Consider the following 25,633-nt stretch of genomic DNA (forward strand, 5'->3'; position numbering starts at 1 on the left):
TTATAATCCTTATAGTTTTCGAAGTGCAACATATTCAACTAAATGATTTTTTCCCTTTCGTAGAATAAGATCAGCTCGCGGTCGTGTTGGTAATATATTTTCTTGTAAATTTTTTAGATTAATTGTGTACCAAAGGTTTTCAGCAATTTTTAAGGCCTCTTCTTCATTTAACAGTGCATAACGATGAAAATAAGATTCGGGTTTTTGAAAAGCTGTTTTACGTAACTGTTTGAAACGCTCTAAATACCATTGATGGATCACTTCTGTTGCAGCATCTACATAGATTGAGAAATCAAAAAAGTCTGAAACAAAAGGTACAATTTTTCCATCTTTAGGATAATCACTAACTTGAAGCACATTAACACCTTCGACAATTAAAATATCGGGCCGGTCGATAATAATTTTTTGATTTTCTAGAACATCGTAGATCATATGCGAATAAAGCGGCGCACTAACATTACCAATGCCTGATTTTACGTCAGAAAGAAAGCGCAGTAATTTTTTAATATCATAGGAATCAGGAAATCCTTTACGATTCATACGATTTTTTGCTTGTAAAATGGCATTAGGGTAGAGGAATCCATCGGTTGTAACAAGATCAACTTTAAGACTAGATTTCCATCGTTTCATGAGTTCTTGAAGAATACGTGCGGTTGTTGATTTTCCCACCGCAACAGAACCAGAAATTCCAATAATAAAGGGTGTTTTTTTGGTATCTGCTTGATACAAAAATATTTGACGTTTTCGGAAAAGTTCCTGTACGGCTTCAACATGGTATGATAAGAGACGCGCTAAAGAAAGATAAATACATTGCACTTCTTCTAAATCGATAGGATCATCGATTGATCGTAAGCGTTTAATTTCATCAAAAGTTAAGGTAAGCGGGGTATTTGCGCGAAATTGAGACCATTCTTGTACAGTAAAAAAAGTGTAGGGAGAATATTGATCAGAAACGTAATTGATCAAGTTATCTTCTTGATTGTTTTTGAATTGAGTAGTATCAAGCATCTTTATTGACCAAGAGTTTTTAGATTATTTTTTAGAAATTGTCATGATTGAGAGCAGAACAACAAGCTGTCTTTTGTTTAAAAAATCATGTTTTGTTTTAAAATAGTGAATTAACTTATAGTCCAATCATTCCAGCGTGCAATGATTTGTTTTTGTGATAGATCTTCTGCCAAAAAAGCCCATAAAAGTAAACGTGCTTTTACTGCTGACAAATAGCCAGACATTAAAGCACCAGAAGAAATCATATCAATTTCTGAACCTTTATAACCGTAGGTTGTACGAGTTGTTGGACCATGATAAGAACGGCTTGCAATGATGATTGGTATTTTTTTTGCGTATTTTCGTACTATATCCGCTTCTTGAAAACTGCAGTGGCCTGAACCAAAACCTGCTATGACAAGGCCTGCATAATGTCCACTTTCAAGGCAAAATTTCATCAAGTGTGTATCAGATGATAAAGAGGAATATAGCAGCGCAACTTGATGATCATTTTTTTTAGGAGCTGTGAAAGTTGTAGGAAAAAAATTTCGATCGTTAAAATAAAAGAGTTTTCCTTCTAAAATTGTTCCTAGAATGCCTGTTAGACCTGATTGCAGCGTTTCGACTTTAACAGTATGGCTTTTTTGTACCCAGTAGGGTGAATGAATAGTATCATTCATTACAACTAGGACTCCTCTATTACGGCTTTGTGGATTAGCCGCGACGCGGGTTGCAGCCAAAAAATTAGCAGGTCCATCAGCGCTTGCTTCACAGGGTATACGCATAGCACCAGTTACAACAAGTGGTTCAGCTCTATTCCAATAAAGGGAAAGAAAAAAAGCTGTTTCTTCTAATGTGTCGGTTCCTTGCGTTAAAACAATACCATCTGCACCCATCTTAATTTGCTGTGTTGCCCATTCTATTGTTTCAAGCAGAATTTTAAAAGATAGAGATCCACTTGGTAGTTGTGTTAATGTGTAACTCTGAATATCAGCAATTTTTTCTAAATCAGGAATATTTTTTATGAGTATATCTGATGTTAAAGTCGGCTGCATTTGGCCCAAATTATTGGCTGTCATTGCAATTGTTCCACCTAATGTGCCTACTGCTATTCTTTTCATAATTTTCCCCTGTAAGAAGGCAGATTGCTTATATAAAGCAATATAACAATAATTCGAGTATACAACAATGATGTCATTTTTTATATTATTTTATATTGAGAAAAATTGAAGTGCGCTCAAGCATTGTGTTTTGCAATATATATTATTAAATAAAGGAATTAGTGATTTTATTTTATGTATGATAAAAGGGAGCCATGTTAAGGAGTTTTCTTATGACAGAGCATAAGCCTGATATTATGTATGGTACGACAATCGTAACTGTAAGAAAAGGTAATAAAGTAGTTATGGCTGGCGATGGTCAAGTTTCACTTGGACAAACAATTATGAAAAGTAATGCGCGCAAAGTTCGTCGTCTTGGGAAAAGTGGAGCAGTGATAGCTGGTTTTGCAGGTGCTACAGCAGATGCTTTCACACTATTAGAAAGATTAGAGACAAAACTTGAGCAATATCCTGATCAGCTTATGCGTGCATGTGTAGAGCTTGCAAAAGATTGGCGTACCGATCGTTATTTACGTCGTCTTGAAGCAATGATGCTTGTGGCTGATCAAAAAACTACTTTGGCGTTGACAGGTCTTGGTGATGTCTTAGAACCAGAAGATGGAGTGATGGCAATTGGTTCTGGAGGTAATTTTGCTTTGTCGGCTGCACGGGTACTGATGGACATGGACTTAGATGCAGAAACTATTGCTTCTAAAGCTATGAGTATTGCTGCTAAAATTTGTGTTTACACCAATGATAATTTTACAATAGAAACATTGGATGCTGAATTACCTCCTTTAGAGAAAGCTATTTGAATGTGTGTTGTATTTTCCCCTCGTGAAACTGTTTCTGAACTTGATCGTTTTATTATTGGACAAAATGATGCTAAGCGTTCTGTTGCTATTGCACTGCGTAATCGGTGGCGTCGACAACAGCTTGAAGGGCAGATGCGTGAAGAAGTGATGCCTAAAAATATCCTGATGATAGGGCCAACAGGTGTTGGTAAAACAGGAATAGCTCGTCGATTAGCAAAACTTTCTGGAGCTCCTTTTGTTAAAGTAGAGGCCACTAAATTTACTGAAGTGGGCTACGTGGGTCGCGATGTTGAGCAAATTATTCGTGATCTCGTTGAAATTGCAATTTCTCTTGTGCGTGAAAAAAAACGTGATGAAGTAAAAGCAAAAGCTCATCTTAATGCTGAAGAACGAGTTTTAAATGCTCTTGTAGGAAAAACCGCGAGTCCTGCTACCCGTGATAGTTTTCGTAAAAAATTGCGCGAAGGAGAATTGGATGACAAAGAAATTGAAATTGAAGTAACTGATAATAGTAATAGTGCTCCAACTTTTGATATTCCTGGTATGCCTGGTGCACAAATGGGTATTATGAATTTATCAGATATTTTTGGAAAGATGGGTGTTCGTACAAAGGTACGCAAAACGACTGTAAAGGACGCTTTTAAACCATTAATTGATGATGAATCGGAGAAACTCCTAGATCAAGATCAAATTATTCAAGAGGCACTTCGTGTTGCTGAAAATGATGGAATTGTTTTCATTGATGAAATTGATAAAATTGCAACTCGTGATGGTGGGGCAAGTGCTGCTGTTTCACGCGAAGGGGTTCAAAGGGATCTTTTGCCTTTAGTTGAAGGGACAACAATTGCGACTAAATATGGGCAAATAAAAACAGATCATATTCTTTTCATTGCTTCTGGTGCTTTTCATGTATCTAAGCCCTCTGATTTATTACCAGAGCTGCAAGGTCGTTTGCCTATCCGTGTAGAATTAAATGCTTTAACAAGGGAAGATTTACGGCGTATTCTTACTGAACCTGAAGCTAGTCTGATTAAACAATATATTGCTTTAATGGCAACAGAAGAAGTTCATTTAGAAATTACTGATGATGCAATTGATGCGTTAGCTGATATTGCTGTTGATTTAAATGCGAGGATCGAGAATATTGGCGCACGTCGTTTGCAGACGGTTATGGAGCGTGTTTTAGATGAAATTTCTTTTACGGCACCTGATAAAGCCGGTACTTCATTTAAAGTTGATGCTGATTATGTCAGAAAATCTATAGGAGAGCTTGCTTCTGATATAGATCTTTCACGTTTTGTTCTTTAGAGACCTTTGCATATAGTGATCTATCGATGTGCTTCTATGATTTTGTAGCCATGAACTTCTTCATGGATAAAAACTGTGCAGAAGAGCTTTTTTAATAGTGTTTCATAAGGTAGATGGCGATTTGCAACGAGAAGCAAGCGACCTTTAGGTTTAAGGTATTTTGCAGCATTTATAATAAAATGCTGCCCTAATGAAATGTCTGTTGTTTGTTGTGTATGAAATGGTGGATTTGAAATAATTGTATCATAAAGATTTTTTATAGGCTCATAAATAAGATCATGCCAATAAAAGCCAATCGGAAGAGAGGTTTTTATATGCTGTAGATGTTTTTTTGCTGCCTCTAAAGCGTTATAGTCGGCTTCATAAAGGTCGAGTGCAGTTAAGTTTTTGCTTACTTCAAGTGCAGTATAAGAAAGAAATCCCCAGCCCGCTCCAAAATCAGCTGTTTTTCCAAAAATGACTTTATGTAAATAAGGTATAAGTGCAGCAGATCCTGGGTCAATACGACCATGAGAAAACATACCAGAAGTAGTTTGAAATTTATTTCCAAAACTGAGTGGTGATGAGCGAAAATGAGCAATATTTTGTTTATCTATTTTTTGCGGTACTTGCAACCAGAAGATATGGCTATGATTTTTGGATAATTTTTTACTAATAGGAACAAGAGTGTTAACCCATTTCATCATTGAGGCAGAACCAGCAGTTTTTTCTCCACTAATGATGATCCATCCACCAGGTTTGACTCGTTCTAATAGATCAAGAAAACGATTTTGATTAAGATCACGATATTTACTAAGTTGTAGCAGTCCTCCATCATAGATTATGGTTTGATTTATTTGGGGGCTACATTGAAATTTAGCATTGGTAAATTTTAAAAAGTCTTGTCGCCAAGGGGTTATAATTTCAAGATTTTTTATCCATTGTTTATCAGGAATTTTAGTTAAACCAAAACCTAAAAAATATTGGTTCGAACAAGGTCTAGGGAGATCATAGCTTTCAAAAGGTAAAAATAGAGACACATTTTATTCTTTCAAAGAAATGCCTCTCCAATATTTTAGAATGGCATTTTATTTTACAGTAAGAAAATAAAATTAATCTTCTTTTTTCTTACGACGGTTTTTCTTTTCAGATCGATTCCTTTCATGAATATTACCGCCTTTTTCTGTTTCTATTGAGTCATCATGGATAAGCTCTTTTCCAGTTTGTTGATCAACGACTTTCATCGATAACCGAATTTTACCACGTTCATCGAAGCCCATTAATTTAACCCAAACCTTATCACCTTCTTTGACAATATCAGTTGTTTTTGCTACCCGTTCTACCGCGAGTTGAGAGATGTGAACAAGTCCATCGCGAGAACCAAAAAAATTAACAAACGCTCCAAATTCTGCAATTTTAACAACTGTTCCTTGGTAAATAGCACCGACTTCAGGTTCATCAACAATTGAAAGGATCCAATTTTTTGCTGCTTCAATGGTTTTTAAATCAGAAGAAGCAATTTTAATTGTTCCATCATCCTCAATATTAATTTTAGCTCCAGTTTTTTCCACAATTTCTCTTATTACTTTACCACCAGCACCAATAACATCACGAATTTTATCTACAGGAATATTCATCATTTCAATACGTGGAGAAAATTCGCTAAGTTCACTACGTGCACGAGCTAAGGCCTTTGCCATTTCATTGAGAATATGGATTCGACCATCCTTAGCTTGTGCAAGTGCGATTTTCATAATCTCCTCAGTAATGCCGTCAATTTTTATGTCCATTTGCAGAGAAGTAATTCCGTTTTCTGTACCTGCTACTTTGAAATCCATATCACCAAGGTGATCTTCATCCCCTAAAATATCTGATAGAACGGCAAATTGTTTACCTTCTTTAATCAAACCCATTGCAATACCAGCAACAGGGTTGGCTAAAGGAACACCTGCATCCATGAGTGCTAGTGAAGTTCCACAAACAGTTGCCATTGAAGAAGATCCATTTGATTCAGTAATTTCTGATACAGTACGAATAGTATAAGGAAATGATTCTTTTGTCGGCAACATGGGATGAATAGCACGCCACGCTAATTTACCATGACCAATTTCACGGCGGCCAGGAGAACCAATACGGCCTATTTCACCTACTGAAAAAGGTGGAAAATTGTAATGGAGAAGAAATGTTTCTTTATACATACCTGTCAAGGAATCTATATATTGCTCATCTTCTCCAGTTCCTAATGTTGCTATGACAAGTGCTTGTGTTTCACCACGAGTAAATAATGCTGATCCGTGTGTGCGAGGTAAAATACCTACTTCTGATTGAATTGAGCGAACATCTGAAAGATTTCGTCCATCAATGCGTTTTCCCGTATCAAGGATGTTTTGGCGAACAATTTTTGCTTGCAACTGTTTGAAAACAGTTGCAATCTGATCTGTATTAAATTCGCAGTTTTTTTCTGTTTCTTGTGTGAATTTATTGATGACTTCTTCTTTAAGAAAATCAAGTGCAGCATGACGTTTTTGTTTATCAGTAATTGTATAAATGTCTCTGAGATCTTGTTCGACCATTTCAAGCATATCTTTTTCAAGGATAGATAGATCCTCCGGAATAAAGTCGCGGGGCTCTTTAGCAGCTACTTCGGCAAGTTTGATGATTGCATTAATTACAGGTTGAAAACTTTTTTGGCCAAACATGACAGCGTCTAACATTACATCTTCAGGTAATTCATGTGCTTCTGATTCAACCATTAGTACAGCATTTTCTGTTCCAGCAACAACGAGATCAAGTTTTGATTCAGGCATCTCGTCAATATTAGGATTAAGAATATATTGTCCATTGCAGTAACCAATACGAGCAGCGGCAATTGGGCCCATAAAAGGAATACCTGAGAGAGTTAGTGCGGCAGAAGATGCAATTATAGCAAGAATATCAGGGTTGTTTTCTAAATCATGCTGGATGACAGAAACGATTACTTGTGTATCATTTTTATAACCATCAACAAAGAGCGGGCGAATTGGACGATCAATTAACCGTGAAATTAAGGTCTCACTTTCACTTGGACGGCTTTCGCGTTTTAAATAACCTCCAGGTATTTTACCAACTGCATAGTTTTTTTCTTGATAATTAACGGTGAGCGGAAAAAAATTTTGATCTGGTTTTGGAGTTTTTGCTGAAACGACAGTTGCCAAAACAACAGTTTCACCATATGTAGCAAGAATCGCGCCATCTGCCTGACGTGCAATTTTTCCTGTTTCGAGGATAAGTGGCCGGCCGGCCCATTCAATTTCTACCTTATGGGTTTTAAACATTTTTTATCCTTAATGACCTAATATTTACATTGTGATTTTGTGTTATGTTTCAAAGTTATGGGTAATACAACAAGACATTTCTATATTTTGCATAGAGAGAAATAAATGACAGATCAAATGGAAACACCCGGCAATCTTGCTCACGATTCTTCATTAGTCTTTGATTACGAGCAGTATATTAAAGTAAAAGAGTGATTTTTCGTAAAAAAATACTCACTTACTTTTCTTCAACGGCGTAAGCCTAATCTTTCGACAAGTTTCTGATAGCGATCTTGATCAACACCTTTTAGGTAATCAAGAAGCCGGCGGCGTTGGGATACCATCTTTAAAAGACCCCGACGAGAATGATTATCTTTTTTGTGAGATTTAAAGTGGTTGGTTAAATTAGAAATGCGTTCAGAAAGAACAGCAACCTGAACTTCTGGTGAACCTGTATCACCGATTTTAGTTTTATATTCTGTAATAAGAGCTTTTTTACGCTCAGCAGTAATCGACATCGTATTGTCCTTTCAAAAAATAAGCAAAAAACACCTGTAGCCAAGATGTCGTCCAGCAAAGGCTATAAAAGAACAAGAAGAGAGAAAATCTTACTTGCTTTGATACTGATATTTGGTACTTATATAGGAAATAAAGTTAAAATACTAGCCCTTGAAGATTTTCTTTATATAAGTTTATTTTGGCAAATATTTATTTTAAGATTTTTTATGAAAGTTTCTTAAAGAATTATTATTCTAAATAGATAAGATAATAACTTTACATGATGTACTAATAGTAAAGGGACGAATGAACTGCTGATTTGGAGACAAAAGATGCAGAAGGTTTCAACATTAGAGATTTTTCATAATTCAACATTCAGAAATTTATGGGTCGCTACTCTTGTAGCGAATTTAGGTGGCTTTGTACAGGCGGTGGGAGCAAGCTGGATGATGACATTGATTAGTCCTTCTCATTTTATGGTAGGGCTTGTGCAAAGTGCTACGACATTACCTCTTGTTGTTTTTTCTCTGATGGCAGGTGCATTAGCTGACAATTTTAATCGGCGTCATATTATGCTTTTTGCTCAAATTATTATGATGATTGTCTCAATTAATTTGGTTATTTTATCTTATATGGGATTAATTACCCCCTGGCTTCTCTTATGCTTTACATTTTTGATTGGATGTGGAACCGCTTTGTATAATCCTTCTTGGCAAGCAACAATAGGGGATATTGTGAACCGAGAAAATATTTCTACTGCCGTTAGTTTGAATAGTGTTGGTTTGAATTTGATGCGCAGTGTAGGACCTTCTATTGGAGGAGCTATTATTTCTACTTTGGGTGGTATTACAACTTTTTTTGTCAATGCGCTCAGTTATATTCCTTTGATTAGCGTTTTGTTTTTGTGGAAGCCAAATTACAAGAACAATACATTACCAAGGGAGAGTTTTTTAGGAGCTATAGCAGATGGTCTCCGTTATGTAGCAATGTCTCCCAATCTTTTGAGTATTATGATAAGATCATTCCTTTTTTGTGTTGGTGCTGTTTTTGTTTTTGCGTTACTGCCAATCGTTGTACATGAATTTTTTGAAGGGAATGCACTGTTTTATGGTACATTACTTAGTTGTTTTGGTCTGGGAGCTATTACAGCTGGCGTGATTAATTCGTTTGTACGAAGCAATTTTAAGTCAGAAATAATTGTTGCAAGTGCATTTGTTGGATTGTCCTTTTCTTGCTTTGTTTTAGCAATGAGTCGTTCGTTGTTTATAAGCCACTCTGTTTTATTTCCTGCTGGTTTATGTTGGGTTTTGGCATTATCACTCTTTAATACATCTGTACAGCTTTCTACACCACGTTGGGTTGTTGCGCGTGCTTTAGCCCTTTATCAAACTGCATCTTATGGTGGTATGGCTGTTGGAAGTGCAATCTGGGGTGTATTAGCTGAGGTTTATTCTTTAACAGTCGCTTTGAATGTTTGCGCGATATTCTTAATTTGTGGAGCTCTTGCGGGTATTAAATTTAAAATTCAAGAAATTCCTCAAATTAATTTTGAGCCGCTTGATCAATTTAGAGAGCCAGAGCTTTCATTAGATCTAGCAGGACAAAGTGGTCCAATTATGATTATGACTTATTATCAAATTAATGAAAATGATCTTGCAGAATTTCTTGAAGTTATGAGACGTTGCCGTCATATTCGACTACGTGATGGAGCACACCAGTGGATTCTTTTGCGTGATCTTGAGAGGCCGGAATATTGGATAGAATCTTACCATATACCAACTTGGGTAGATTATTTGCGCCATAATCGCCGTTGCACAAAAGCAGATATAGAGGTTAACAAACATCTTGATAGATTAAATCGCATATCCAATAGCGTAAAGGTTCATCGCATGATTAAGTGGCAAACAGTACCAAAGATTAATGAGATACATTTAAAACTATCCAATAATCAATAATTTGAGTGTTATAAAATTGAAATATAAAATAGAAAATAGCTATTAGTATAAAAAAACAGCCTTCTATACTGGGCTTAGCTTAGTGTTAGAAATAGCAGCTCATTAAATTGTGAAAATTCGTTTTGGTTTGAATTGATTTTTATCAATTGTACCTATAGCAAGAAGCTGATCTTTGTAAGTGACATAAACATTTTCTTCATCAATAGAGATGTTATTTTCAAATAAGAGTACTGACTTACCCACTTTTATATGCATTGCTTGAGTTTTATTGAGAGTGTAGTGTGATAGGCAATGTAATGCAGCATCTGTTTTAATCAATAACTGATCAAGTACAGAGAAATCTCTCTTCGGTAGAGTACAATTTTCATCTGCTGTTTCTTTACAAGGCATTGCAACTTTTAATTCATCCCATGTAATGAGATCATTTTCTTTAAAAGGCGCGACTTTTATACGGCGTAGGTCAGAAATATATCCATAACAACCGAGATCGTGTCCCATATCACGTGCTAAGGAACGTACATAGGTTCCTTTTCCACATGTCATTTCAAAAATAGAATGTCCTTGAGCAGTAGTATCGATAAGCTTGAGGGTTTTAATTTCTACTTGACGAGATGAAATTTCAATATTTGTACCTTTGCGTGCTAAATCATAGGCACGGTTACCAGCAATTTTAATTGCTGAAAATTTTGGAGGTTTTTGCCAAATAATACCTGTATATTTTGGTAAAAGAGCAAGAATATTTTCTTGTGTTGGGCGTATCGAAGATGTTTTAGTAATTTCACCTTCTAGATCATCTGTGGAACGCTCTTCTCCCCAGGCTACACAAAAATGATAAGTTTTGGTACCTTCCATAACATAAGGAACAGTTTTTGTTGCTTCTCCCAGCGCAATAGGCAATAAGCCAGAAGCAAGTGGATCAAGTGTCCCTGCATGTCCAGCCTTTTGTGCGTTAAAAAGCCATTTGATTTTTGAAACAGCTGCTGTCGAACTCATTCCTTTGGGTTTATCTAGGATGATCCAGCCGGAAATAGAACGACCTTTTTTTGTACGTTGTCGTGTCACGTTTTTTGATCTTTAAGTTTATCATTATGAAGATCACGCGCAACCTCAGGTGATCGGAGTAAAGTATCAATTTTTGCAAAATTATCAAAACTGTTATCGAATCGAAAACGGAGTGCAGGCATGTATTTCATTTGCCGTAACTGATGACTGATCGCTCCACGGATAAAACGACTATTTTTATTTAAAGCGCTAACGATAGCATCGTGAGAAGTTTGATCGACGGTATTGAGAAAGGAAACAAAGCAAGTAGCAATTTTCAAATCTGATGACATACGCACTTCAGAGACAGAAATAACAATATTTTTAAAGGTATCATCAAGCAAAACACCTCGTTGCAATATATGAGCTATTGCGTGGCGAACCTGTTCTCCTACTCTTAATTGCCGTTGTGATGGATGTATATTTTTTACCAAAATTATAACCTTTTATATCCTGTTTTCCTTTTGTTCTCTTAAAAGATAAGAAAAGATAGAAAGATTGTATTAAGTTTAATACTTTTCTTTTTTAACTATTAGATAAAGAAAGCTCTTAGGTGACCTTATAATGTACGATTAATATGCTCGACTCGGAAAGTTTCAATAATATCACCCGCGCGAATGTCATCATAGTTTTCAAATGCCATTCCACATTCTTGACCAACTTGTACTTCACTGACTTCATCTTTGAAGCGTTTGAGTGTTTTAAGTTTTCCTTCATGAATAACGATATTGTCTCGAATTAGCCGGACGCCAGCTCCTCGTTCTATTTTTCCTTCTGTAACCCGACAACCAGCAACTTTTCCAGTTTTTGTAATGTTAAAGATTTCTAGAATTTCGGCATTACCAAGGAAGGTTTCGCGCTGTTCTGGTGATAGCAATCCTGACATAGCTGCTTTTATATCGTCAACAAGATCATAAATGATGTTATAATAACGGATTTCAATTCCTTGAATTTTAGCTGCATCTCTTGCTTGTTTATTCGCTCGAACGTTAAAGCCAATAACAGCGGATTGAGAGGCTTCAGCGAGAGAAATATCACTTTCAGTAATACCTCCAGCACCGGAGTGTACGACGCGTGCACGCACTTCCTCATTGCCTAGTGTTTCTAACGCTGAAGTGATCGCTTCAATAGATCCTTGGACATCTCCTTTGATGATAAGTGGGAATTCTTTTACACCAATAGTTTGTAATTTTGTCATCATTTGTTCAAGAGAACCACGAGAGCTAGTTTGTCGAGCTACAGCTTTGTCACGAGCTAAGTGTTGGCGGTATTCAGCTATTTCTCTTGCTTTTGCTTCATTTATCACTACAGCAAATCGGTCACCAGCTTGTGGTGTACCTTGCATGCCTAAAATTTCAATTGGTGTAGAAGGCCCTGCTTTTTTGATATAACAACCACAATCATCAATTAAAGCACGAACACGTCCCCATTCATTGCCTGCAACAATAATGTCAGAAAGTTGTAATGTACCTTTTTGAATAAGAACAGTTGCAACAGGCCCCCGTCCTCGATCAAGTTTAGCTTCAATAACAACGCCTTCTGCTGTTCGCTCTGAGTCCGCTTTAAGATCAAGAAGCTCAGCTTGAAGAAGAATAGCTTCCAAAAGTTTATCAAGATTTTGTCCAGTTTTGGCAGAAACTTCAACTTCTAAAGTTTCACCACCCATGGCTTCAACAAAAACTTCATGTTGCAAAAGTTCTGTACGTACTTTTTGTGCGTCGGCAGTTGGTTTATCAATTTTGTTAATAGCAACAATAATGGGAACATTAGCGGCTTTTGCATGATTAATGGACTCAATTGTTTGTGGCATCACACTATCATCGGCGGCGACTACTAAAATAGCAATATCAGTTACTTGAGCACCACGAGCACGCATGGCTGTAAAAGCAGAATGTCCAGGCGTGTCGATAAAGGTAATCTTTTGACCATTTTGCTCAACTTGATAAGCACCGATATGTTGTGTAATTCCACCTGCTTCACTGGAAACAACATTGGCTTTACGAATAGCATCAAGAAGAGAAGTTTTTCCATGGTCAACATGACCCATAATGGTTACAACAGGTGGACGTGGATGCATCTTTAATGGATCATCACTGATATTGAAAATACCATCTTCTACATCAGATTCTGAAACACGTTTAACTGTATGACCAAATTCAACAGCAATGAGCTCTGCAATATCCGCATCGATGACATCACCAGGCTTCATCATTTGTCCTTGTTTCATTAAAAATTTAATAACATCAACCGAACGTTCGGTCATGCGCTGAGCGAGCTCTTGGATGGTAATGGTTTCAGGAAGAGTAACTTCACGAGAAATTTTTTCTCTTGGTTCTTGATTTTGTGCACGTTTGAATTTTTCCTGTCGACGACGCATTGCTGCTATTGAACGTCCACGTCCACTTCCTTCTTCATCCAACGCACTATGAAGAGTAAGTTTTCCTCGACGACGCTCATCAGCTCCTTTTACAACTTTAGGTGAACGCATTTCTGGTTTAGAAGAATTAGTGCGTCGGTTATGTTTGTCTTCATTATCATGATCATCTATAATACGTTTTTCTGCTATGGGTATATTTTTAAGCGGAATAGCTGCTTCTAATGCTTTTATATCTATTGCTTCGATAGATTCTGTTGAGGAGAGTGTAGAAGTATGAGTTGGAATTTGATCTGTGGTGTTCTTACTTTCTCGTAATGTTTGCTTTTCTTGATGAGTTTGTAAATGCAAACGTTCTTCACGTTCTTTGTCACGTTTTTCTTTTTCAGCTTGTTTACGTATTATTTTTTCTTGGATATGTGCTTCTTCTAAAGCACGGCGCCTCGCTTCTATTTCTGCTGATGAAAGGTTGCTCGGCGCTATAGGTTTACTGGGCGGTATTTCTTCAAATTTTGGTTTGGAGTGTTGAGCTACATGCGGTTTAGTAATAGGCTGTGGTGCTTCAGTTTTTTCGTCCGGGCGTGTAATTTTGCGTCGTTTAGTTTCGACAACCACAGCCTTTGTACGACCATGGCTGAAATTTTGTTTGATCGTACTAGTTTCTAATCCTGATCGTTTTAAGGTCAGTGTTTTTTTAGCTGTTATTTTGTCATTATTTTTTTCACTCATTGTATTTCCTTCACGGCCTTTGCCGTTATTGCACTAAGCTTACTATATTTATCCTCACGATAGGTGATTAATTTGTATATCGTTTTGATAAATCCCTCTGCAGCTTTCGTATTCAATAAGGCAGCATGTATCACAGGATTAGTTCCAAAAGCCATACTCATTTCATCACTTGTAAATAAAGATATAACTTTTATATTCTGATTTACTTTTTTTTGTATTGCGTGGATGGCTTGTGAAATTTTGCGTTTTCCATCTTCTTTTGCTTCTTTTGCATGGAGAACAAGAATAACCTGACCGGTGCGAATAGCAGAAACAACTTTGGTTGATCCTGTAACAATAGTCCCTGCTTTTCGAGCCATAGAAAGGCTTGAAAGTGCAGCTTTTAGTAGTAATTTATCCACAATATGAGCGAGGTTTTCAGAAACCTCAACATCTGTTTTAAGATTTTTGCTAAAAGCTTTACGTTTGACTGCCTCTTCTATGATAGTGTGATGCGCAGAAACCCAAAGACCACGTCCGGGTAAATTAGCTTTAAGATCAGGGATAATTTGATTATTTGGACCAATGACAAAACGGATCAGCGCTGCCGCTGAAGCACTTTTCTTTGTCACAATACAAGTCCGCTCATTCATTTAAAATTTATCCGCATCCAAATTATTTGTTGCTTCATCTTCTACAGGATGTTGTTTAATAAGATCAGCTTGATTTATCCAACCTGCTTGCACGCGTGCTGCTAACACCATGGCTTCTGCATCTGCACGGGTAATATCAAAGGGTGTCAAGATGCCAGGAAAATTTTGTGTTTGACCTTCTTTACATTCTCTCCATCCAACGAGATCATCAACTGCATAGCCTGCAAAATCCTCTATTGTTTTTACACCATCCTCACCTATAACAACTAGCATAGCATTTGTTATACCAGGCAGTGTTTGCAATTCATCTGAAACACCAAGCTCTTTACGCTTTTCGTTGAGTTCTTTTTCTTTACGTTCTAAATATTCACGTGCACGATTTTGGATTTCTGAAGCAGTATCATGATCGAAGCCGTCGATAGACTCTATTTCTTCAAGATTAACATAAGCGATTTCCTCAATTGAGGTGAAACCTTCTGAAGCCATAACTTGCCCAACCATTTCATCAACATCTAAAGTTTCCATGAAAAGCTTGCTACGTTCAGTGAATTCTTTATGACGATTTTCAGATTCTTCTTGTTCTGTTAGAATATCAATATTCCATCCTGTTAATTGCGAAGCTAAACGCACATTTTGTCCACGTCGACCAATTGCAAGACTAAGCTGATCACCAGGTACGACGACTTCAATACGTTCTGCATCTTCATCAAGAACAACTTTCGAAACTTCAGCGGGCTGCAGTGCATTGACGATAAATGTTGCAGCATCAGGTGACCAAGGAATAATGTCAATTTTTTCGCCTTGTAATTCTGCAACAACAGCCTGAACACGGCTTCCTCGCATTCCAACACATGCACCAACGGGATCAATTGAGCCATCGCGTGAAACAACAGCGATTTTTGCACGTGAGCCTGGATCACGAGCAACAGATTTAATTTCTATGATACCATCATAAATTTCTGGGACTTCCATAGTAAAAAGTTTTGCCATAAATTGAGGGTGTGTCCGTGAAAGGAAAACTTGTGGTCCTCTTGGTTCACGGTGTACGTCATGAACAAACGCACGAATGCGATCTCCATAATGAAAAGATTCCCGCGGAATTAATTCATCACGTCGCACGATAGCTTCTCCACGACCTATATCGACAATAACATTGCCATATTCCACACGTTTAACTGTACCAGAAATAATTTCACCAATTTTATTTTTGAATTCTTCAAATTGGTGATTACGTTCTGCATCACGTACTTTTTGCACAATAACCTGTTTAGCAGATTGTGTTGCAATGCGTCCAAAATCCATGGGAGGTAAAAGATCGGAAAGAAAATCACCGACTTTTGCGTCTTCTTTGCGTTTTAGGGCATCAGATAAAGCTATTTCAGTTGTATAATCTTCAACGACATCAACAACTTTAAGAAGACGTTGTAATTTAATTTCACCTGTTTTAGAATTGATCTCAGCACGGATGTTGGTTTCTTGGCCATAACGAGAACGTGCTGCTTTTTGAATAGCATCAGCCATTGCAGAAATGACAATTTCACGGTCAATTGACTTCTCACGTGCAACAGCATCTGCAATTTGCAGAAGTTCAAGCCTGTTAGCGCTTATAGCCATTGATTTTCTCCTTTTTTATGCCACATGAGGGCAGGGGGTCTGTTAATATTTAAGTGTTATATTTGTTTTCGTTCTTGAGAGGTTTAAGATTATCGTTCGAAATTAATTGTTTGTCTAAATCTTTATTTTTTTTCAATGTATCACGAATAAGTTCATCGGTGAGGATCAAGTGCGCGTTAGTAATATTAGAAAAAGAAATAAATATATTTATTTCTTCTCTGTGAGCTGTTTTCTCGATATTTAAAGTAAATCCATTTTGTGTAATATCTTTAAGCTTACCACGCAATTTTTGACGTCCATCAATAACAGTGTTGGTTTCAATTTTTGCGAGATGCCCTTGCCAATGAACAAAATCAGATTTTCTTACGAGTAGGCGATCAATACCAGGAGATGAAATTTCTAAGTGATACTTGCGTTCAATAACATTTTCTATGTCAAGGAGAGGGGCAACAGCTCGACTAACTATTTCGCAATCTTCTATTGTCATGGTGCCATTAGTGCGTTCAACCATAATCTGAAGTGTTAAACCATTTAAGCCCAAAAGTTTTGTGCGAACTAACCGAAAACCTAAAGGTTTTAGTAATGGTATAATAAGAGCAGAAACACGTGCTGCAACGCCATCTTCTTCAAATAAACGCGGTTCATCAATATCACCCATTCTTTCAATTTCATTCATATGGTTCATCCAAATTGTTATCGAACTTACAATAAAAAAGAGTGGCTCCAACTGGACCACTCCTCATCATAAGGCCGAAAATCTATCTCTTTATACTCTTAAACAGAGAATTTTACAAGTTATTTATAGTAAAGCATTTTATCTTTTATTGTTTAATAAAAGTAAGGTAAGTGGGTGTTCTGCCTTCACATAGGGCTTTGGCTTCATATCGGGTGCTTGGCCATAGTGGATAGGGAATTTTCCAGTCTGTAGGTTTTTGTGCGAGCCATTCAAAACTATTGTGTTGAATACAATGATAAAGCGTCCAATTGATATAGTCATCTATATCACTAGCAAAGCGGAATTTTTTACCGGCTTTAAGAACTCGAGAAAAACGGTTTAGATTTTTTTCATTAATGAACCGTCGTTTCCAATGCTTTTTTTTAGGCCATGGGTCAGGATAAAATAAATCTATTCCATCAAGAGATTCTGTTGGTAACCAATCAAGAAAATGTGTAGCATCATCGTTATAAAGACGAAGTTGATTTTGATATTCTTTGTGCTTTTCAGTGTATGATAATATTTTTGCCATTCCATTAATAAAAGGTTCTATACCGATAAAACCAGTGCGTGGAAAACGCTTCATTTCATGGAGTAGATGTTCTCCGCTACCAAAGCCAATTTCAAGTCGAACTTCTTCCACTGGATTGGTGAATAAAGATACTAACTTTAAAGGTGCAGGTTTGCTTAAATCAATGTTAAGAGTAGGAAGAAGCGTATTTATAAGTGTAATTTGATTGTTTCGTAGCTGTTTTCCTCGTCGGCGACCAAAAAAAGCTTCACTCATACGCGTTTTATGTGTAGTCATGATATTTTAATCATTTTTTTAAGTTGTCCAACTAAATCAGTTTTTTCCCAAGAAAATGAACCATCATGCTCTGGTTTGCGTCCAAAATGGCCATAAGCTGCTGTTTTTGCGTAAATAGGTTTGTTGAGATCAAGATGCTTTCGGATGCCTGTTGGTGATAAATCCATTATTTTTGGAATTGCGGCTTCAATAGCACTTTCATCTACTTTTCCTGTTCCATGGAGGTTAAGATAAATGGACAAAGGTTCTGCAATGCCAATTGCATAGGAGAGCTGAATAGTGCATTGATCTGCTAAATCAGCTGCAACAATATTTTTAGCTAGGTAGCGTGCAGCATAAGCTGCAGAACGATCAACTTTTGTTGTATCTTTACCTGAAAAAGCCCCACCACCATGAGGTGCGGCACCACCATACGTATCCACAATAATTTTCCGTCCTGTTAATCCCGCATCACTTTTAGGACCACCAATAACAAATTTTCCTGTTGGATTAATATACCATCTGCATTGATTGGAGATTGGGATATCATGTAAAGCTTGCAAAATATAGGGTTCAACAATTGTACGGACTTTATTCGAATCCCAGCTTTCATCAAGGTGTTGTACTGAAAGGACAATAGATGTCACTTCCGCAGGTTTGCCATTTTTGTATTCTATTGTTATTTGGCTTTTAGCATCTGGTCCTAATTTACCAGTTTCTCCCTCTTTTCTATGACGGGCTATTGCAAGATGTTCTAAAATCTTATGTGCATAATAAATTGGTGCAGGCATGAGATCTGGTGTTTCACGGCAAGCATATCCAAACATAATGCCTTGATCACCTGCTCCTTCTTCACCATGACGATCAATGGCATGATCAACTCCTTGTGCGATATCAGCTGATTGAGGGCGTAAAAGAACATCAATTTTAACGGTTTTCCAATGAAAATCTTCTTGTTCGTAGCCAATAGCACGAATGGCGTGACGTACAACTTTACGAAAAGGGGTAGGGTTAACAATAAGAGAGCCAGCCTTATCGCGTATAAATTGACCGTTTTTATCTTTTTTTAAGAGTGTATCGGGAACACGTACCTCACCAGCTATGACAACACGATTGACACTTACTAAAGTTTCACAAGCAACTCGTATTAACCATGGATTAGTTTTGGCTTTGTGAGATTCTCTGTAAACCATATCAACGATTTCATCAGAAATACGGTCACAAATTTTATCAGGATGTCCTTCCGATACCGACTCACTTGTAAAAAAATAATTTTGATGCGGCATAGGAACTCTCTCAAATAAAAAAGGAAGTCAATATTTCATGTTTGGTAGACTCAAATTTGCTTTATTTGCCAATCCTATGCCAAATCGTCAATAATAATGTAAAAAAGAATATAATTTTATATCTCATCGTTATGATCTTCTTCAGAAAGAGCCTTCGCTAAATCAATAATTTTTCGGCGCACTTTAGCATCAGATATATTGGTAAAAGCACGCATTAATTGAATGCCTTCACTACTAGAACAAAAATCTATAAAATTATTATCACTTTCCGTAAAACCTTCTAAAGATTGTATACCAATTCCTTTATCAAAAAAATAGGAAACTGGAACATCCATAATTTCTGCAATTGCTTGGAGGCGGCTTGCTCCAACACGATTTGTTCCTTTTTCATATTTTTGAATTTGTTGAAAAGTAATACCTAATTTTTCACCGAGTTTTTCTTGAGTAAGACCTAATATATTACGACGCAAACGAATACGGGTTCCAACATAAATATCCATTGGATCGGGTTTTTTTCTAGTTTTGGTCATAATGCAACTCTTTATTTTCAGCGCTTTGTTTTTAAACAAACATTAGGTGCATGTGAGGTTAGTTTATTATAAATGAGGATGATATATAATACTTTTCTTGACGTTACTGGTACACATAACATGATATTGTACATAAGTACTCAATCATTCAAGCTGTTTTGTAGAACCAAAACTAATACGATACAATAGCATAAGAATGAATAAGATGAAAGTAGAGAATGTTCTGTATTTATTGTTCCAAATAGTGGTAATTGGTTGTGGGATCGGTGCATCAAGTGCGCCAATAATATTATATTCAAGGGAAGAAACAATTCTTCCATAAGGATCAATAACAGCTGATATTCCATTATTTGCTGCTCTAATAAGAGGTATTCCCAATTCAATGGCACGAAGTTGCGCTTGTTGAAAATGTTGATATGGGCCAGGCGTTTTACCAAACCATGCATCATTTGTTATATTAATAATTGCTTGAGGGGGGGGACCTTTAAAAGCCGTTATATTAGGAAATATCGCTTCATAACAAATAAGTGGAAGATAAGAAAAACCATTTGGCATCATAACGGTTCTTCGCACATTGGCAGCAGTATATCCATCAATGGTGTCAGCGAGAACATGCAATCCTACCTTTTTTAGTAAATTTTGATAGGGAAGATATTCACCAAAAGGGACGAGATGAAGTTTATCAGATATGTGAAGAATATCACCTTTGGCATCAATTACTGCAATTGTATTAAAATATTGTATTTGGGTATAAGGAGGGGAAGCATCACCGGTTCGGATGGCACCGATAATAGCCCATTGTTGGGGTTTTAGAAAAGAACCAATATGCTTTGTAAGAATAGAAGGCGTATTACTAAGAATATAAGGAAGAGAAGCTTCTGGCCATATGATAAAATCAGGCTCTGGATTTTGGCTAATAGCTGTTTTAATACTTAAGTTTAGATGAGCTGCAAATATATCGTTTCTTTTCGTATTGTTCATTTTGGTGGCTTGTTGGATAGAGGGTTGAACAATACGAACCCAATGGTTATTATTGCGGTACTCTGCTATATTCGGTGCTGTTTTCAAACGATAAAATCCAAATCCACTATGGGCTAATATAAGAAGAAAACAAAGTAAAAGCGCTGAATTTTTTTTTTCATTTGTTAATAAAACAGTTGGTAAACTATAGCATAAAATAGCAAGGATATTCATTCCATAGAGTCCTACAATCATATCTGATTGCATAAACATTGGGGTTGGCATAGCTGTATAACCGAGAGCATTCCATGGAAAACCCGTCAATAGGATAGCACGTAACCACTCTGCTAATCCGAGTGAGAAGGCTAATACAAAGAAGCGTGCTATGTTTTTTGTCCATAATAAGGAAACAATTATACCAGCAAAAAACCAATAAAAAGAAAGATAAACAGGAAGACAAAAAATAGAGAATGGTAATGCCCAAGCAAAAGAGATTGGATCTATTAATAATGCATTACTTAACCACCAAAGGCTACAAAAAAAATAACCAAAGCCAAAATTTCCAAAGGCTAGTGCATTTGTTAAAAGACGTTTTTTGTTGTTGTGGATAGTATTGATTTTATCGAGAAAAATAATGAAAATAGGAAATGTTAAAAAACAAATGGGCGTTAAATAAAAGGGGGGAAGTGCAAAAGACGTTAAAGCACCGCATAAAAAAACACATATTTGCTGTTTCCAACCAGTGATGGAAAGCAGGAGAAGGTTGAGATTCTTTAACAATAATTAGCTATCCTTATAAGATTGTTGTTCCTTAAGATTTTCATTTTCTGAGATACGAAAAATGCATAATCGTTTAATTCGACGTTTATCAGCTTCTAAAATACGGAAACGATAACCTGGTACAGTTTCAATAATTTCACCTTTTGAAGGGATGCGATCAAGAATGGAAAAGATTAAACCACCAATGGTATCCACTTCATCTCCGTATTCTCCCACGACAAAATCAGGACCAAGAGCTTTTTCCAAATCTTTTAATTCAGTCTTTGCATCAACCAACCATTTATTATCAGGTTGGCGTATGATAGCGTTATCAATATTATCATGTTCATCTTCAATATCTCCAACAACCAATTCGACAATATCTTCCATAGACACCAAACCATCTGTACCACCATATTCATCGATCACTAAAGCCATTTGTGTTCGTGTGGTTTGCATACGTGTTAATAATTTGCTTGCGAGCATAGAACGAGGTACAAAGAGAACTGTTCTAATAAGGTCTAGTTCACCGATAGGGTGTTGTAAATCTTTATGATTCAGTTGTAGAGAGTCATATTTTTGTTCATTTCGAGTAGAGCTGGTAATAAAAGAGGTTATATAATTGAGGATATCGTGGATGTGAATCATACCTCGTGGATCATCTAATGTTTCAGCGTATACAGGTATGCGTGAATGTCCAATTTTTGCAAAAAATTTAAGAGCTTCGCCGAGAGGAGTATTGATTTCCAATGCTTCTATTTCGGAACGCGGAATCATAATATTATCAACACGTGCTTCTCGTAGGCATAAAATATTATGAAGCATAGTGCGTTCTTCAGGAGAAAAAAGAGTTGTTTCCTTTTCGTTATCAGTAGCAAGTACATTAGTAAGACCATCACGTAGTGATGTATGGTTGCGTCTACGTAAAAATGAAAATAGAGAGCTTAGCAATGAATTTTTCTTTGTATAGCTTGTTTTTTGTAGAGAATATTCTTCAGGATTAGAAGATATTTGAGTATTATTTTTTGTATTAATTTTATCCGCCATAGCTTTAAAAATTTTCTAAACTTTCTCAATTATAATAGCTGCACCAATTATTTTAAATTTTATTATTTGTAAACCTAACCTTAAGTTTAACTTTTATCATTTTATAACAACTTAGTATAGGGATCTTTTATAGTTAGCTTTTGAAGTATTTCTTTTTCTAGTTTTTCCATTTGATTAGCTTCATCATTTGTTTCATGATCATAACCAAGAAGGTGAAGGATACCGTGAATGATTATATGCGTTAAGTGATCCTGAAATGATTTTTTTTCTTCTTCTGCTTCTCGCATAACAGTTTCTTGCGCAATAACGATATCACCAAGCATAAGCTTAGGATTTTGTCCAGCTTTAAGAGGAAAAGCAGGAAAGGATAAAACATTTGTGGGTTTATTGTGATTACGCCATCGTGCGTTAATTTGCGCCATATGCGTATCATCTGTAAAAAGCAGGCTGAGCTCACTTGTTATTTCATTTAATGATAAATGCTGCAATGTGGTAACTAGAGCTTTTTCAGTGATATTATAAAGCATTTTCTCATTATTCCATTTAGCACTTTCAATAGTTATATCAATAGAAATCATGAGAAATTGCACTCATTTTTTTTACGGAAAGCCTGTGAGTTGTATTGCTTTTTTTGTTCAATAGAATCACGATCATAAGCTTGAATGATGGTGGAAACAAGAGGGTGCCGTACAACATCTTTTTCATTAAAATGGATAATTTTAATATTTTCTATATCTGAAAGGATGCGAATTGCTTCCACTAAACCTGATTTTTGTCCTGCAGGCAAGTCAATTTGGCTTAAATCACCCGTTATAATCATCCGTGATCCTTCTCCAAGGCGTGTAAGGAACATTTTCATCTGCATAGGTGTAGTATTTTGTGCTTCATCGAGGATTATTGCTGAATGAGCAAGTGTTCGACCACGCATGAACGCTAGAGGAGCGATTTCTATAACTCCAGAGGTTAAAATGCGTTCTACTTTTTCAGCAGTTATCATATCATACAGAGCATCGTAAAGGGGACGTAAATAGGGATCAACTTTTTCTTTAAGATTACCGGGAAGGAAGCCAAGATGTTCTCCAGCCTCAATGGCTGGACGTGAGAGAATAATTCGTTCAATGATACCATATTTAAGAAGCATGACAGCATGAGCAACGGCAAGATATGTTTTTCCAGTGCCTGCTGGACCTATTCCAAAAATAAGTTCAGCATGTTCCATGGCACGCATATAAACGTCTTGTGTTAAAGTACGAGCATAAATTGTTTTTTTATGGGTATTAAGTTGTGCTAGTGTATGTTGTGCAGAAGGTTGAGTTATTTGAAGTTTTTCTTGTTGTTCATCGGGCAAATTTGCCATAGCGATTGCACTTTCCATATCTGATAGAGTAAGCTCTGGATGTGTTTTTGCTTTTTGATAAAGCTGATCTAATACATAGTGTGCTTGTTGTACGGCAATAGCTGCTCCATAAATTAAAATTTTGTTACCGTGTGGACGGATATCAAGCTTGAGTTTTTTTTCAAGATAAGCAAGATTTTCATCAAATTTACCAAAAACTATTTTTGCAGTATTGTTGTTTTCAAATGTTAAAACAACATGGTTAGTATTGACTGTATTAGCTTTTTTAAAGATATTTGTATTTTGAGAGGGAATACCTTTTATCTTTGGACTTTGCTTCGATTTTTTGGTTGATGCTTTCAACCCTTACTCCTTATCTGTTTATATCATAGCTTTAATATAAGCACTTATCTTTAAAAGTGAAATAGCTTTTTAAGATTATATTTTTAAATAGAACTATGAAATTTCTTTAATATTAATATATGTCGGTTTTTTCACCGATGAAACTATTAGAGCTTGCATTTGTAATACGAATTTTCATAATAGTTCCAATAGAGGCTTGTGTATTTACGACAACAGGTAAAAGCCAAGGGGAGCGTCCTATCATTTGCCCAGAGTGACGACCAATTTTTTCAATAAGAACATCGGTTGTTTGACCAATTTTAGAGTGTAAGAATGTATGCTGTTGGTCGAGAAGAATGGCTTGTAAATGCTGGAGGCGAGCATTTTTGACCGTTTCATCAACGTGATTTTTCATTGTTGCACCGACTGTACCAGGTCGAGGTGAATATTTAAAAGAATAAGCCGAACTATAGCCTACTTGTTGAATAAGCTTGATAGTTTCTTCAAAATCTTCGTCAGTTTCACCCGGGAATCCTACAATGAAGTCGCCTGAAAAAGCAATATCAGGCCTTGCAGCACGGATCTTATCGATGAGATTAAGATAATGAATACTTTTATGTTGTCTATTCATTGCTTTCAGGATACGATCTGAACCTGATTGAACAGGAAGATGCAGATAAGGCATAAGTATATCAAGATCTCGATGTGCAGCAATAAGACTGTCATCCATATCGCGTGGATGACTTGTTGTATAACGTAATCGTTTTAAACCATCAATTTTAGCTAGGTGATGGAGAAGATCTCCAAGGCGCCAAGTTTTTCCATCGATACTCTGTCCATGCCATGCGTTTACATTTTGCCCAAGAAGTGTAATTTCTTTTACACCTGCTTCAATAAGTTGGTACGCTTCAGCTGTGATTTGCTTAACGGATCGGGATATTTCTGCTCCCCGTGTATAGGGAACAACGCAAAAGGTACAAAATTTATCGCAACCTTCTTGCACTGTTAAAAATGCACTAATGCCTCTTTGTCGAACAGCTTGTTTGTTATGAGGTGGTAAATGAGAAAATTTATCTTCAACGGCATAATCTGTTTCAATAACTTTTTTTCCTTGTTTGACTTGTTTTAATAGTTCCGGTAGCCGATGATACATTTGTGGTCCAATGATAAAATCTACGGTTGGTGCACGTCGCAAGATTTCATTGCCTTCGGCTTGCGCAACACAACCTGTAACACCGATCATCAAAGGTTTATCATGTGTACGTCCTTGACGTATTATTTGTAAGCGACCAAGATCAGAGTAAAGTTTTTCTGCTGCTTTTTCTCGAATATGACAGGTATTAATCAGAATAAGGTCTGCATCATTTGGTGTTTGTGTGGCAATATAACCTTGAGCACTTAAACTATCATTCATTCGCTGGCTATCATAAACATTCATTTGGCATCCATAAGTTTTAATAAAAACTTTTTTGGGGCCACTGGGAAGTATATTTTTAGAATTTGTACGATGATCCATATTGCGTTTCTAAACGTTTTTTTTTTAAAT

The 25,633-nt window shown here is 36.4% G+C and carries 22 protein-coding genes; 3 read left to right on the forward strand and 19 right to left on the reverse strand.

The annotated features are described in order from the left end of the window. Window positions 1-9 precede the first annotated feature (9 nt). Window positions 10-1,008: a type I pantothenate kinase gene (coaA, locus tag O99_RS00305; RefSeq protein ID WP_035005568.1), complete on the reverse strand. Its 999-nt coding sequence runs from the start codon at window positions 1,006-1,008 to the stop codon at window positions 10-12. A 110-nt stretch (window positions 1,009-1,118) separates the two neighbouring features. Then, the gene (locus O99_RS00310; protein WP_035005572.1) at window positions 1,119-2,108 is read right to left on the reverse strand and encodes an asparaginase; all 990 of its coding nucleotides are present in this window, start codon (window positions 2,106-2,108) and stop codon (window positions 1,119-1,121) included. A gap of 212 nt (window positions 2,109-2,320) precedes the next feature. On the opposite strand from O99_RS00310, the gene hslV reads away from it, so the two are divergent. Together hslV and hslU are read left to right on the forward strand one after the other, a co-directional pair. Then, window positions 2,321-2,902 carry an ATP-dependent protease subunit HslV gene (gene hslV, locus O99_RS00315; protein WP_035005574.1) on the forward strand — a complete coding sequence of 194 codons (582 nt, stop codon included), beginning with the start codon at window positions 2,321-2,323 and terminating at the stop codon, window positions 2,900-2,902. Continuing rightward, window positions 2,903-4,210 carry an ATP-dependent protease ATPase subunit HslU gene (gene hslU / locus O99_RS00320; protein ID WP_035005576.1) on the forward strand — a complete coding sequence of 436 codons (1,308 nt, stop codon included), beginning with the start codon at window positions 2,903-2,905 and terminating at the stop codon, window positions 4,208-4,210. Between the two features lie 20 nt (window positions 4,211-4,230). Here the strand turns inward: hslU and O99_RS00325 are convergent, their stop codons facing one another. The 3 genes from O99_RS00325 to rpsO form a co-directional block, all read right to left on the reverse strand. Next, window positions 4,231-5,229 (reverse strand): class I SAM-dependent methyltransferase, encoded by a 999-nt coding sequence (locus O99_RS00325; protein ID WP_035005578.1) that lies wholly within the window; start codon window positions 5,227-5,229, stop codon window positions 4,231-4,233. 72 nt (window positions 5,230-5,301) lie between these two features. Beyond that, a complete protein-coding gene (gene pnp, locus O99_RS00330) occupies window positions 5,302-7,503 on the reverse strand; it encodes a polyribonucleotide nucleotidyltransferase (RefSeq protein WP_035005580.1) in 2,202 nt (733 codons plus the stop codon). Window positions 7,504-7,730: 227 nt separating this feature from the next. After that, window positions 7,731-8,000 carry a 30S ribosomal protein S15 gene (gene rpsO / locus O99_RS00335; RefSeq protein WP_035005582.1) on the reverse strand — a complete coding sequence of 90 codons (270 nt, stop codon included), beginning with the start codon at window positions 7,998-8,000 and terminating at the stop codon, window positions 7,731-7,733. A gap of 312 nt (window positions 8,001-8,312) precedes the next feature. Between rpsO and O99_RS00340 the strand changes: the two genes are divergently transcribed. After that, window positions 8,313-9,935, forward strand: a complete 1,623-nt coding sequence (locus O99_RS00340) for an MFS transporter (RefSeq protein WP_035005584.1) — start codon at window positions 8,313-8,315, stop codon at window positions 9,933-9,935. A 102-nt stretch (window positions 9,936-10,037) separates the two neighbouring features. Here the strand turns inward: O99_RS00340 and truB are convergent, their stop codons facing one another. The 14 genes from truB to miaB form a co-directional block, all read right to left on the reverse strand. Next, the gene (truB, locus tag O99_RS00345) at window positions 10,038-10,997 is read right to left on the reverse strand and encodes a tRNA pseudouridine(55) synthase TruB (protein ID WP_035005587.1); all 960 of its coding nucleotides are present in this window, start codon (window positions 10,995-10,997) and stop codon (window positions 10,038-10,040) included. After that, on the reverse strand, window positions 10,994-11,410 hold the full coding sequence (rbfA, locus tag O99_RS00350; RefSeq protein WP_035005589.1) for a 30S ribosome-binding factor RbfA: 417 nt from the start codon (window positions 11,408-11,410) through the stop codon (window positions 10,994-10,996). The genes truB and rbfA overlap by 4 nt, the downstream gene beginning before the upstream one ends. A 125-nt stretch (window positions 11,411-11,535) precedes the next feature. After that, window positions 11,536-14,079, reverse strand: coding sequence for a translation initiation factor IF-2 (gene infB / locus O99_RS00355; RefSeq protein ID WP_035005591.1), 2,544 nt, complete (start codon window positions 14,077-14,079; stop codon window positions 11,536-11,538). Continuing rightward, complete coding sequence (locus O99_RS00360; protein ID WP_035005592.1) at window positions 14,076-14,711, reverse strand: RNA-binding protein; 636 nt, start codon at window positions 14,709-14,711, stop codon at window positions 14,076-14,078. The genes infB and O99_RS00360 overlap by 4 nt, the downstream gene beginning before the upstream one ends. Further along, complete coding sequence (gene nusA, locus O99_RS00365; protein ID WP_035005596.1) at window positions 14,712-16,325, reverse strand: transcription termination factor NusA; 1,614 nt, start codon at window positions 16,323-16,325, stop codon at window positions 14,712-14,714. A gap of 49 nt (window positions 16,326-16,374) precedes the next feature. Then, window positions 16,375-17,001: a ribosome maturation factor RimP gene (gene rimP, locus O99_RS00370; protein WP_035006637.1), complete on the reverse strand. Its 627-nt coding sequence runs from the start codon at window positions 16,999-17,001 to the stop codon at window positions 16,375-16,377. 145 nt (window positions 17,002-17,146) lie between these two features. Next, on the reverse strand, window positions 17,147-17,848 hold the full coding sequence (locus tag O99_RS00375; RefSeq protein WP_035005598.1) for a tRNA (guanine(46)-N(7))-methyltransferase TrmB: 702 nt from the start codon (window positions 17,846-17,848) through the stop codon (window positions 17,147-17,149). Then, complete coding sequence (gene metK / locus O99_RS00380; protein WP_035005600.1) at window positions 17,845-19,113, reverse strand: methionine adenosyltransferase; 1,269 nt, start codon at window positions 19,111-19,113, stop codon at window positions 17,845-17,847. Before metK ends, O99_RS00375 begins: the two co-directional genes overlap by 4 nt. A 116-nt stretch (window positions 19,114-19,229) precedes the next feature. After that, window positions 19,230-19,643, reverse strand: coding sequence for a helix-turn-helix domain-containing protein (locus tag O99_RS00385; RefSeq protein ID WP_035005602.1), 414 nt, complete (start codon window positions 19,641-19,643; stop codon window positions 19,230-19,232). Window positions 19,644-19,787: 144 nt separating this feature from the next. Continuing rightward, complete coding sequence (gene lnt, locus O99_RS00390) at window positions 19,788-21,383, reverse strand: apolipoprotein N-acyltransferase (RefSeq protein WP_035005603.1); 1,596 nt, start codon at window positions 21,381-21,383, stop codon at window positions 19,788-19,790. 3 nt (window positions 21,384-21,386) lie between these two features. After that, window positions 21,387-22,409 carry a hemolysin family protein gene (locus tag O99_RS00395; RefSeq protein ID WP_035005605.1) on the reverse strand — a complete coding sequence of 341 codons (1,023 nt, stop codon included), beginning with the start codon at window positions 22,407-22,409 and terminating at the stop codon, window positions 21,387-21,389. A gap of 101 nt (window positions 22,410-22,510) precedes the next feature. Next, window positions 22,511-22,987: an rRNA maturation RNase YbeY gene (gene ybeY / locus O99_RS00400; RefSeq protein WP_035005607.1), complete on the reverse strand. Its 477-nt coding sequence runs from the start codon at window positions 22,985-22,987 to the stop codon at window positions 22,511-22,513. After that, window positions 22,984-24,108 carry a PhoH family protein gene (locus O99_RS00405; protein WP_035005608.1) on the reverse strand — a complete coding sequence of 375 codons (1,125 nt, stop codon included), beginning with the start codon at window positions 24,106-24,108 and terminating at the stop codon, window positions 22,984-22,986. Before O99_RS00405 ends, ybeY begins: the two co-directional genes overlap by 4 nt. A gap of 112 nt (window positions 24,109-24,220) precedes the next feature. Then, a complete protein-coding gene (gene miaB / locus O99_RS00410) occupies window positions 24,221-25,603 on the reverse strand; it encodes a tRNA (N6-isopentenyl adenosine(37)-C2)-methylthiotransferase MiaB (RefSeq protein WP_035005610.1) in 1,383 nt (460 codons plus the stop codon). Between the last annotated feature and the right edge of the window lie 30 nt (window positions 25,604-25,633).

Origin of the sequence: Bartonella rochalimae ATCC BAA-1498 (genome assembly GCF_000706645.1) — a bacterium.
Classification (GTDB): domain Bacteria; phylum Pseudomonadota; class Alphaproteobacteria; order Rhizobiales; family Rhizobiaceae; genus Bartonella; species Bartonella rochalimae.